10 protein-coding genes are annotated in these 10,035 nt (G+C 71.1%); 5 read left to right on the plus strand and 5 right to left on the minus strand.

What is annotated here, in order from left to right; all coding sequences use genetic code 11:
* Window positions 1-27: 27 nt before the first annotated feature.
* Genes ABT352_RS03670 through ABT352_RS03690 form a run of 5 tightly spaced genes read left to right on the plus strand, consistent with a single transcriptional unit; the run spans window position 28 to window position 3,815 of the window.
* Complete coding sequence (locus ABT352_RS03670) at window positions 28-957, plus strand: cupin domain-containing protein (RefSeq protein WP_350942218.1); 930 nt, start codon at window positions 28-30, stop codon at window positions 955-957.
* Complete coding sequence (locus ABT352_RS03675; RefSeq protein WP_350942220.1) at window positions 954-1,721, plus strand: HpcH/HpaI aldolase family protein; 768 nt, start codon at window positions 954-956, stop codon at window positions 1,719-1,721. Before ABT352_RS03670 ends, ABT352_RS03675 begins: the two co-directional genes overlap by 4 nt.
* Window positions 1,718-2,128 (plus strand): lipocalin-like domain-containing protein, encoded by a 411-nt coding sequence (locus ABT352_RS03680; RefSeq protein WP_350942222.1) that lies wholly within the window; start codon window positions 1,718-1,720, stop codon window positions 2,126-2,128. Before ABT352_RS03675 ends, ABT352_RS03680 begins: the two co-directional genes overlap by 4 nt.
* Window positions 2,125-2,997: an amidohydrolase family protein gene (locus ABT352_RS03685; protein WP_350942223.1), complete on the plus strand. Its 873-nt coding sequence runs from the start codon at window positions 2,125-2,127 to the stop codon at window positions 2,995-2,997. The genes ABT352_RS03680 and ABT352_RS03685 overlap by 4 nt, the downstream gene beginning before the upstream one ends.
* 35 nt (window positions 2,998-3,032) lie before the next feature.
* Window positions 3,033-3,815 carry an amidohydrolase family protein gene (locus ABT352_RS03690; protein WP_350942225.1) on the plus strand — a complete coding sequence of 261 codons (783 nt, stop codon included), beginning with the start codon at window positions 3,033-3,035 and terminating at the stop codon, window positions 3,813-3,815.
* Window positions 3,816-3,862: 47 nt separating this feature from the next.
* Here ABT352_RS03690 and ABT352_RS03695 read toward each other — a convergent pair whose 3' ends face one another.
* The 5 genes from ABT352_RS03695 to ABT352_RS03715 form a co-directional block, all read right to left on the minus strand.
* On the minus strand, window positions 3,863-4,750 hold the full coding sequence (locus ABT352_RS03695) for an SDR family NAD(P)-dependent oxidoreductase (RefSeq protein ID WP_350942227.1): 888 nt from the start codon (window positions 4,748-4,750) through the stop codon (window positions 3,863-3,865).
* Window positions 4,751-4,763: 13 nt separating this feature from the next.
* Window positions 4,764-6,323 carry an ABC transporter substrate-binding protein gene (locus ABT352_RS03700; protein WP_350942228.1) on the minus strand — a complete coding sequence of 520 codons (1,560 nt, stop codon included), beginning with the start codon at window positions 6,321-6,323 and terminating at the stop codon, window positions 4,764-4,766.
* A 184-nt stretch (window positions 6,324-6,507) separates the two neighbouring features.
* Window positions 6,508-7,698, minus strand: a complete 1,191-nt coding sequence (locus ABT352_RS03705; RefSeq protein WP_350942230.1) for a uroporphyrinogen decarboxylase/cobalamine-independent methonine synthase family protein — start codon at window positions 7,696-7,698, stop codon at window positions 6,508-6,510.
* On the minus strand, window positions 7,695-8,732 hold the full coding sequence (locus tag ABT352_RS03710) for a peptidyl-alpha-hydroxyglycine alpha-amidating lyase family protein (protein WP_350942232.1): 1,038 nt from the start codon (window positions 8,730-8,732) through the stop codon (window positions 7,695-7,697). Before ABT352_RS03710 ends, ABT352_RS03705 begins: the two co-directional genes overlap by 4 nt.
* Window positions 8,729-9,985: an amidohydrolase family protein gene (locus tag ABT352_RS03715; protein ID WP_350942234.1), complete on the minus strand. Its 1,257-nt coding sequence runs from the start codon at window positions 9,983-9,985 to the stop codon at window positions 8,729-8,731. The genes ABT352_RS03710 and ABT352_RS03715 overlap by 4 nt, the downstream gene beginning before the upstream one ends.
* Between the last annotated feature and the right edge of the window lie 50 nt (window positions 9,986-10,035).

A 10,035-nucleotide genomic window follows, 5' to 3' on the forward strand; every position in this document is an offset into this window, starting at 1 on the left:
GGACGACTGACTGTAAGGACGAACCACATGTACGGCCCCAACGACCCTCGCGCCGCGCTCAACACGGCGCCGGCCACGACGAACCCGAACGACCCCATCGCCGCGCTCGCCACCTACGAGTTCCTCGCGCTGCCGCCCGACGAGGTCACCGAGCTCGGCAGCAAGACCTGGTACGTCCGCGGCCAGAACTTCGTGCTCGCCTTCACCCGCCTGGCCCCCGGCGACGCGCTCCGCCGCGACGCGGCCGCGCAGCGGGAGGAGTACGTCGTCGTCCTCCCCCACGACGACATCACGATCGACGTGACGGCCGGCGCGGAAAGCCGGACGGTGACCGGGAGCGGCGTGGTCATCGTGCCCCCCGGCGACAGCGAGCTCACCGCGCACGGCGACGCCGACCTGGTCCGCCTGTTCGACGTCCGCACCGCCGACCTCCTCGCACGCTGCGGCAACGCCTCGGAGTACGCCGAGCCACACCCGCGCGTCGCCCTGCTGGAGCCGTGGCCGGATCCGCCCGCCGGCCACCGCCTGCGCGTCTACCGCAACGCCGACTTCCCGCTGCGACCCGGCCGGTTCGGCCGCATCTTCCGGTCCAGCGCCTTCATGGTCAACTTCGGGGACCCCAAGGACGGCCCGCGCGACCCCGACCGGCTCTCCCCCCACCACCACGACGACTTCGAGCAGTGCTCGCTCACCGTCGCCGGCGACTACATCCACCATGTCCGGACGCCGTGGACGTCGAAGCGCTCCCAGTGGCGCGCCGACGAGCACGCGGCCGTCGGCAGCCCCGCCGTCGCGATCATCCCGCCGCCCACCGTGCACACCAGCCAGGCGGTCGGCGACGGCGTGCACATGCTCATCGACATCTTCAGCCCGCCGCGCGCCGACTTCTCCGCCAAGGCCGGATGGGTGCTCAACGCCGACGAGTACCCGGCCCCCGACCACATCACGACCGCATGACGTTCTTCACGACAGCCTCCGCGCAAACGCCGAGGCTGGGTACCTGGATCAAGCTGGCGACCGTCGAGAGCGTCGACATCATGGCCGACGCCGGATTCGACTTCGTGGTGATCGACCTCGAACACTCTCCCATCGACCTCACCCTCGCCGCCCGGATGATCAGCGCCGCCTCGGCGTACGGCGTCGACCCCCTGGTACGCGTGCCCGACCACCAGGCCGGCACCATCCAGCGGGTCCTCGACGCAGGCGCCCGGGGCATCCTCGCCCCCCGCGTCGACTCGGTCGCCGACGCCGAACGGGTGGTGGCGGCGACCCGCTTCCCGCCCCTCGGCCAACGAGGAGCGGGCGGCACCAGCCGCGCGGGCAGGTGGGGACTGATGTCCCGAGACGAGTACGTCCGGGTCGGCAACGAGGACGTCGTCTGCGTCCCCCAACTGGAGAGCCCCGCGGCGATCGACGCCGCCGCCGGCATTCTCGCCGTGCCGGGGGTCGACGCGGTGTTCCTGGGCGCCGGTGACCTCTCCCTCGCGCTCGGGGTCCGCATGAACGATCCCGTGGTCAAGGAGTCGCTCGACCGGGCGCGGGCCGCGGCCGCCGCGGCGGGCAAGCCCTGCGGCGCGGCGTGTGTGGACGCGTCGTCGGCCGCCCGCACCGCCGCCCTCGGCCACCAGTTCCTCATCATGGGCAACGACGCCACCATGCTCGCCCGCACGGCCCACTCGATGACGCGGGCGTTCCGGGAGCAGATGGGCGCGACCTCATGATCGTCGGAACCTGGCAGCTGGTCGACTACGTCATGGAGGGCGAGCCCGACGACGGCGCGCGCTCCCTCGGGGACAAGCCGCTCGGCCTGCTCATCTACGGCCCCGACGGCTACATGTCGGTGCAGTACATGGCCGGAGACCGCCCGCTCCTGCGGACGGAGAACTGGCGGTGGACCACCGACGAGGAGAAGCTCGCCGCCGTACGGACCTTCGGCGCGTACGCCGGACGCTACGAATGGTCCGGCGACCGCGTCGTCCACCAGGTCGAGACCGCGATCTATCCCAACTGGATCGGCGCCACCCTGGTCCGCCTCGCCGTCGTGGACGGTGACCGGCTCATCCTGCGCGCCGAGCGAACCCCCGGCAGGCCGCCCACCCCCATCCTCACCTGGGAGCGCATCCGATGACCCCTGCCCTGATCGACGCACACGCGCACCTGGTGACCAACGACCCGGCCTACCCGTTCAACCCGCCCGGCGGCTCGGTCAGCGACGCCGTACGCGACGATCCGATGACCGCGGAACGGCTGCTCGCCGCGATGCGCGACCACGAGCTGTCGGGCGCGGTCGCCGTCCAGCGCGCCCACGTGTTCGGCTACGACAACAGCTACGTGGTGGACTCGGCGGCCCGGCACCCCGACCGGCTCGCCGCGATGTGCGTCCTCGACGCGCAGGCCCCGGACGCGGCGCGGACCGTACGCCACTGGGCGGAGCGCGGCGCCGCGGCCGTCCGCCTCACCTCGCCGGGCGGAGACCAGCACGGCGGCACACCGGGAACGGAGTGGTTCGCCGGAGAGCGGGCCCGCGAGGTGTGGCGGCAGGCGAGCGAACTCGGCCTGTCGATGTGCCTGCACATCTACCGCTGGAACCGCGACGAGAGCCTGCGCGCGCTCGCCGCGGTGACCCGCGAGTTCCCGGACACACCGGTCGTGCTCGATCACATCGCGAGCGTCGAGACGGATCGCCCGGCGCCCTACCCGGGGGCCGGCGAGTTGCTCGCGCTCGCCGACCTGCCGCAGGTCCACGTCAAGGTGACGACGCTCAACTTCGCCAGGATCATCGCCGCGGGCGGTGCGCCGTCGGTCGTGGTCGAATGGCTCGTCTCCCGGTTCGGCGCGGAGCGGGTGCTGTGGGGTTCGGACGTCACCCAGACCGCCGGCGCCTACGCGGACATGGTCGGGATCGCCCGCGAGTCGGTCTCCGGCCTGTCCGAGAGGGACGCCGCCCTGGTCCTCGGCGGGACGGCGGCCTCGCTCTACCGGATCGCGACGCCGTGACGGGTGACGGCTTGTCCGAGAGCGGGGCGCCTCTCGTGGACACCCATGTCCACCTGTTCACCCGCGCGCTGCCTCTCGCGGCGCGGGCCTGGACCCGGCCCGAGGGGGAGCTGACGGCGGACACGTTCGTGTCGATGATGGACGAGCACGGCGTCGGCTACGGTGTGCTGTCGGCGATGAGCCTGCTCGGCGACCTGAACGACTACACGATCGAGGCGTTGCGGGCGCACGAGCGGCTGCGCGGGACCGTCATCGTCGAGCCCACCGTCGATCGGTACGTCCTGGACCGGATGAAGTCCGACGGTGTGGTGGGCGTCAGGTTCCAGTGGCGACGGCTCGCCGACCTGCCGGACCTCACCGACCCGGCGTACCGGCGGCTGCTGTTCCGGGTCGCGGACCTCGACTGGCACATCGAGCTGAACATCGAGGGCGACCGGTTGCCGCCGGTGCTGGAGCGGCTGACCGCCTCGGGGGTGAAGGTCGTCGTGGACCACTTCGGCGACCCGGACCGGGTCGCCGGCTACACGGGTGCCGGTGGTGCGGCGCTCCTGCGCGCCCTCGACACCGGCAGGGTGTGGGTGAAGCTGTCCGCGGGCTACCGTTTCGGCGTCGGCGAGGACACTCTGGCCGGTCACGCGGCGACCCTGATCGGGACCGCCGGGCCGGACCACGTCTTCTGGGGGAGCGACGCCCCGTTCGTCGGCGCCCGGCATCCGGTCACCTATCGTGACGCCGTCGACTCCTTCGCGCGGCTCGTCCCCGATCCCGCGCTTCGTCGACGGATCTCACTCGCCTCGCACGCGTTCTACTTCGGCTGAGCACGCGCGTCGAGCCGTCCCAGCCAGGCTGGGACGGCTCTCGCCGGTCACTTCGGGGGCGGCAGGTGGCTCTGCAGGTGCTCGGAGAACCCGGCGAAGTCGGCGGCGAGTTGCTCCGCGCTCCACCCGCCGTCGCGGTGCGTGACGAACGCCTCCTTCGGGTGCGCCCAGATCGCGAACCTGTCGCCGCCGAAGCCGATGTACTGCCCGGTGACGCCGGCCGACTCGTCCGAGGCGAGGTAGACGACGAGCGGCGCCACGTCCTCGACCTTGCCGATGCCGCGCCGGCGCAGGTCGGCCGGGACCGGGCCGCCCGCCTCGACCGCGGCGACGACCTCGGTCAGCGACGGGATGGTCGCGGCCATCCTGGTCAGCGCGGTGGGCACGATCGCGTTCACGGTCACGCCCAGCTTCGCCGTCTCGGTCGACCACACCCGCACCATGGCGATGATGGCCGCCTTGGACGCGGCGTACGCCGTCTGCCCGAAGCCGCCGTACTGGCCGGCGGGTGAGCCGACCAGGATCAGCCGGCCACCGCCGCCCTGCTCGCGGAATCGGCGCACCGCGGCACGACCGCAGGTGAAGGTGCCGCGGACGTGGCTGTCCACCACGAGGTCGAACTCCTCGTCCGTGACCTTGGCCAGCGTACGGTCGCGCAGCGCGCCGGCGTTGGTGCACATCACGTCCAGGCGGCCGAACTCCGAGACGGCCCGCTGGACCAGGGCGTCGGCCGACTCCGCGGTGCCGACGGCGCACACCTCGGCGACGGCACGCCCACCGGCGGCGGTGATCGCCTCGACGGTCTCCTTGGCGACGTCGGCGTCGATGTCGTTGACCACCACGGCGGCACCGGCCGCGCCCAGCGCCTCGGCGTACGCGCGGCCGAGGCCACGCCCTGATCCGGTGACGACGGCCACCTTGTCGTTGAGCCGCATGGGCTTCCTCTCTCTATTGCTTGCTGATCTTCACTGAGCTGTAGTGGTAGTCACCGACCACCGGTACGTCGAGGCCGGTCACCCCCTTGCGGAAGGCCGCCACGTAGGTCACGCCGCACACCGGGATCACCGGGGGTCCGGCCGCCGCGACCTCCTTGATGATCTGGTGCATCGGTGCCGCCCGCTCCGTGACGTCGTCGCTGGCCCGTGCCTTCGCCAGCAGTTCGCCGATCCCGTCCTGGGAGAAGCCGCCGGGGTTGTACGCGCCGCCCTTCGTGTAGAAGTCCGCGACGAACTGGCTCGGGTCGGGCCGGCCGGCCTGTACCAGCGCCACCGTGGCGGTGAACTGGCCGGTCCGGCGAGCGGTGATCATCTGCTGGAATTCCAGGACCTTGATCGTGGCCTTGATCCCCACCTTCTGCAGCTGTGCCTGCAGTGCCTGGGCGAGGATCTGGTACGACGTGTTGGGGCCGACCTCCAGCGTTATGTCCATGCCGTTCGGCAGGCCGGCCTCGGCGAGGAGCTTCTTGGCCTTCTCCGGGTCGTAGTAGGAGGACACGTCGCTCAGTTCGGGCACGTGGGCCCAGAAGCCCTCCTGGTACGGCTGCACCGCGGAGACGCAGGCGCCCTCGTACAGGTTCTTGCTGATCGCGTCGCGGTCGATGGCGTACATCAAGGCCTGCCGCACCTTGGGGTTGTCGAGCCCCTTGACGGAGGTGTTCAGCAGGATTCCGTTGAAGGTGGTGTTGGGGCCCCTGACCACGGTCAGGCCGTCCGCCTCGGCCTCCTTGATCTGGCCGGGTGTGATCGAGGTGCCGTCGGCCTGCCCCGACTTCACCGCGCGCAGGCGGGTCGTCTCGTCGGAGTAGACCGTCATCTCCAGGCCGCCGATGGTCGTCTCGGCGGCGTTCCAGTAGCCCTCGAACTTCTTGAAGGTGACCTTGCCCACCTGCAGCGTGTCGATCTCGAAGGGGCCGGTGCCGACCGGCTTGGTCGGCAGGTCCTCGGCGTCGAGCGCACCGGGCGCGACCACGATGCCGGCCTCACCGGCGAGCACGTTGATCATGTAGCCGGCCGGCTCGGAGAAGGTGAGCTTCACCTCGGACGGGCCGGTGACCTCGACCTTGTCGAGCACCGACAGCGTCGTCACGAGCGCGCCGCTCTTCTTGTACGCCTCCAGCGACGCCTTGACGGCCTCGGCGTCGAACTTCTCGCCGTTGTGGAACTTCACCCCTTCGCGCAGCTTGAGGGTGATCACCTTGTTCTCGTCGGAGAACGTCCACTCGGTCGCGAGCCCCGGCCCGATCTCACCGGCCGCACTCCGGCGGACCAGGTGCTCGTAGACCACGTCGAGGAACACCGGGTCGAGCGGCGCGGCCTTGCGGGGATCGAAGGAGGTCGGGTTGCCCGGCACGGCCCACCGCAGGATGGCCGCGTTGTCGAAGGCACCGGAGTCACCGGAGGCGCCGGAGGTGTTCGACGTCGGCCGGTCGGTCGTCCCGGCGCCACAGCCGGAGAGGGCGAGACCGGTGGCGAGAAATGCGCTGGCCGTTTTTACTGCTGCTCGTTTCACGGCTTATGCCTCCATATTTCAGAAGCGAGCTTGACTGGTATGACTGGCGACCCGCGGCGCTCTCCGGCTCCGTCGTCGACGTGCCGGCCCGCGTCCGCGTGTGCCGTGGTTCTCGGTGCCCCGTCTTCAGCCGTGACGCTGAATCACGCCCCCACCAGGTCCTGGACTTGTGCTGTGAACCGGCCTACAACCGGCTACCGGCGATCGCGGCGCCCTCCGCGAGCGCGGCGAGCTTCGCCCACACGATCTCCTCGTGGCCCACGCGCGATCCGATCCCGCAGTCGGTCCCCGCCTGCAGGTTCTCCTTGCCCACCACACTGGCGAAGTTCGTCAGCCGTTCGGCGACGAGGAGGGGGTGCTCGACCAGGTCGGTGGCGTGGCTGACCACTCCGGGGGCGAGGATCTTGCCCTCGGGCAGTTTCACGTCCTCCCACACCCGCCACTCGTGCGCGTGCCGGACGTTGCCGGACTCGATGGCGTAGGCCTGGGTGTTGACCTTGATCAGCAGGTCCGCGATGTGTTCGAGGCCGATGTCCTGGGTGTGCGGCCGGTGACCGCTGCCCCAGCAGGTGTGCATCCGGATCTGCTCGGAGGGCAGCCCGTCGATGCTGTGGTTGATCACCTCTACCGCGAACTCGAGGTAACGACGCAGGTCCTCGACCGTCCAGGTGGGGTGGAACTGCCAGGTGGTCGCGAACTCGGGCTCGTCGATCTGCAGCACCAGGCCGGCGTCGGTGACCGCCCGGTACTCCTCGCGGAGCGCCTCGGCGACCGCGAACATGTACTCCTCCTCGCTCGCGTAGTGCTCGTTCCTCGCACCCGCGCCCAGGCTGAGCGGCCCCAGCGCGGCGATGAAACCGTCCACCTCCTTGCCTTCGACCGCCGTCTTCATCGCCGCGATGTCGGCCGCGATGGCGTCCTGGCCGATGTAGGTGATCGGGGAGGTGCACACCCGGCCCGACGTCGGCGGCTTCGGCGCGGCGCCCGGGGTGGAGAAGCCGGGCCGCACCGGCCCTCCGGATCCGGCCAGCCAGAGGCCGGAGGCATAGGTGCCGGGGAAGTCCGCCTTGTCGCGCGCGGCGACGTACTCGCGCTTGGGCGGGACGTTCGGGTCGATGGGCAGGGTCTCCCAGCCGGTCACCCGGGCGTGGATGTAGCCGCTGTAGGCGGACAGGTTCGCGGCCTTGACGTACTCGCCGTCGTTGACGACGTCGAGGCCGCACTCCATCTGACGGGCGACGACCTCGGCCACCGCGCTCGGCAGCCGCGCGTCGACGGCCTCCTGATCGCCCTGGGCGATCAGCTCGTCCAGGTCCTTGGGACGCGGCAGGTTGCCGCCGTGCGTGGTGAGAATCCGACCGTTTTCGCGCCTCATGCGTGTCTCCTAGCCAGGGTGTCTTCTCCCGCGCCGACGCGCAGGAACTTCTGCAGTTGGTGCCGTCCGCTCGACGGCGCGACCCAGCCGGGTCTGATGGCGAAGCTGTACGTCACCTCCGCGACGTACAGGTCTCCGTGGGAGTCCAGCGCGACCCCGTGCGGCGCGATGAAGTTGCCGGCCGCGGTACGGTCCGTCGTGGAGTCCCCCCACCGCTCGACCACGGCGCCGTGCCGGTCCAGCACGGTGAGCCGGGCGGGCTGGTCCTCCAGCGCCTCGCCGTGCACGAACGACCTCTTGCCTGCCGGCCGCCACAGCTCGACGACGAACACCGAGCCGTCCGGGGCGATGGTGAGGTCGCACGGGCGCCGGATGTCGGTCCACTCCTCGATGAACTCCCCGTCCGGGGTGAAGATCTGGATCCGGTCGTTCTCGCGGTCGCCGACGAACACCCGCCCGTCCGCCGCGACGTCCAGGCAGTGCGGCAGGTGGAACCGGCCGGGACCGGTGCCGGGCTCGCCCCAGGAGCCGATCAGCTCACCGGACGCGGTGAACCGGTGCACCCGGCTGTTTCCGTACCCGTCGGTCACGTAGAGGTCGCCGTTCGGGGCGACGGCGAGGTTGGTGGGCCGGTTGAACGGCCCGCCCGGGTACCGAACGCCCTCGACGCTGTGCACGTGCACCGGCCGGCCGGAGACGAACCCGGTGTCCGACGCCGTCCCGGCGGTGCCCAGCGTCATGAGCAACTCACCCTCGGGGGTGAACTTGCGGACCGTGTGGTCGCCCGCGTCGACGCAGTAGACGCCGCCGTCCGGCCCGACGGTCAGCCCGTGCGGCGTGGTGAACAGGCCCTTTCCCCAGCTGCGGACGAAGGTGCCGTCCCGCTCGTACACGATGACCTGGCCGTCGAAGCGGGTGAACAGGTAGACGCGGTCGGCCGCGTCCACGTCGACCGCGGCCACGTCCGCGTGCCGCAGGTCGTCGGGCAGCCGCTCCCAGTCGGCGTCGACCTCGAACCTCCGCCCGCCCGTCATGACGCCGCCCCGGAGGTGGAACGCGGCGCCGGCAGCCAACCCCACGGGTGGGTGCCCCAACCCGGCGCGATCAGCTCGCCGGCCCGTACGGTCTGCACCGGCCGCAGGCCGAAGCCGCCGTGGAAGACCTCCTGTTTGGTGTCGACGAACTCGAAGTCGCCCTCGACCAGGTCGAGCACCGTGAGGTCGGCCTCCCTGCCGGCCGCGATCGCGCCGAGCTCGTGCTCCGCGCCGATCGCCCGCGCCGCGTTCGCCGTGGTCATCCGGACCACCTCGGACAGGCTGTAGCCCACGGCCATGAACTTGGCCATGCACTCCAGCAGCGAGTGGAAGGTCTCTCCGGCCGCGGTCAGGTCGCTGCTGATGGTGTCGGGGAGCAGCCCGAGCGCGCGCTGCTCGCTCGCGACCCGGTAGCCGAAGTTGCCCCTGCCCAGCGCGGAGTCGAGGGTGATCCCGCGCTCGCGGGCGGCGAGCAGGGCGGGCATCATCCGATCCGCCGCGTCCATCACGCCGCCGTGGTTCGGCGTGCACAGATGGGTGAGGATGTCTCCCGCGTCGAGCTGCTCGATGGCGAACCGGGTGGCCGGTTCGAGCAGGTGCGGATCGGGGCGCCGCCGCGCGGACAGGTCGCCGATGTGCACCATGAGCGGGAGCCCGTGCTCCCTCGCCACCGCCTTGGTCGCGGACACGATGTCCTTGCCGTGCGTGGCGACGAGCGGCCCGACCAGCCGCAGCTTGATGCCCTGGACCAGCCCGGGATTGGCGGCGACGCACTTCGCGATGGCGACCGGGTCGATCTCTGCCAGGTCGTTGACGTCGATCATCGTGGGCATGGTGTGCGCGTAGCTGCCGATGTTCAGGTACGGGACGACCCGTGTCCTGGCGTTCGGCTGGATGTAGGCGGAGAAGACACCGATGTTGGCGACGCCGACGGATCCGGCGTCGACCAGTGTGGTGACTCCGGAACGCACGCCGATGGCGTCGGGGTCGCAGCCCTCCATGCCCACACCCGGGGTGATCGCGCCGTGCGCGACGTGCGTGTGGATGTCGATCAGCCCGGGGACGACGTAGCGTCCGGGGCCGCTCGCGTCGATCACCCGGCGGGCCGAGTCGGCGGGGATGTTCCCGCCGACCTTGGTGATCCGGCCGCCGGTGACGGCGATGTCCATGACGCCGTCGAGTTCCCGCCCGGGGTCCAGAACCCGGCCGCCCTTGATAAGAAGGTCGTACCGGGTGACCGGGTCGTCGCTCATCAGAGTCCTCCTGTCGGTGCCGCGATCGCGGCACGTCCCGCTCAGCGGGC

It is taken from the genome of Streptosporangium sp. NPDC000563 (genome assembly GCF_040299985.1).
Lineage (GTDB): Bacteria > Actinomycetota > Actinomycetes > Streptosporangiales > Streptosporangiaceae > Streptosporangium.

Coding starts and splice junctions, on each gene's coding strand:
- ABT352_RS03670 (WP_350942218.1), top strand. CDS start 28: ATGTACGGCCCCAACGACCCTCGCGCCGCGCTCAACACGGCGCCGGCC.
- ABT352_RS03675 (WP_350942220.1), top strand. CDS start 954: ATGACGTTCTTCACGACAGCCTCCGCGCAAACGCCGAGGCTGGGTACC.
- ABT352_RS03680 (WP_350942222.1), top strand. CDS start 1,718: ATGATCGTCGGAACCTGGCAGCTGGTCGACTACGTCATGGAGGGCGAG.
- ABT352_RS03685 (WP_350942223.1), top strand. CDS start 2,125: ATGACCCCTGCCCTGATCGACGCACACGCGCACCTGGTGACCAACGAC.
- ABT352_RS03695 (WP_350942227.1), bottom strand. CDS start 4,750: ATGCGGCTCAACGACAAGGTGGCCGTCGTCACCGGATCAGGGCGTGGC.
- ABT352_RS03705 (WP_350942230.1), bottom strand. CDS start 7,698: ATGAGGCGCGAAAACGGTCGGATTCTCACCACGCACGGCGGCAACCTG.
- ABT352_RS03710 (WP_350942232.1), bottom strand. CDS start 8,732: ATGACGGGCGGGCGGAGGTTCGAGGTCGACGCCGACTGGGAGCGGCTG.
- ABT352_RS03715 (WP_350942234.1), bottom strand. CDS start 9,985: ATGAGCGACGACCCGGTCACCCGGTACGACCTTCTTATCAAGGGCGGC.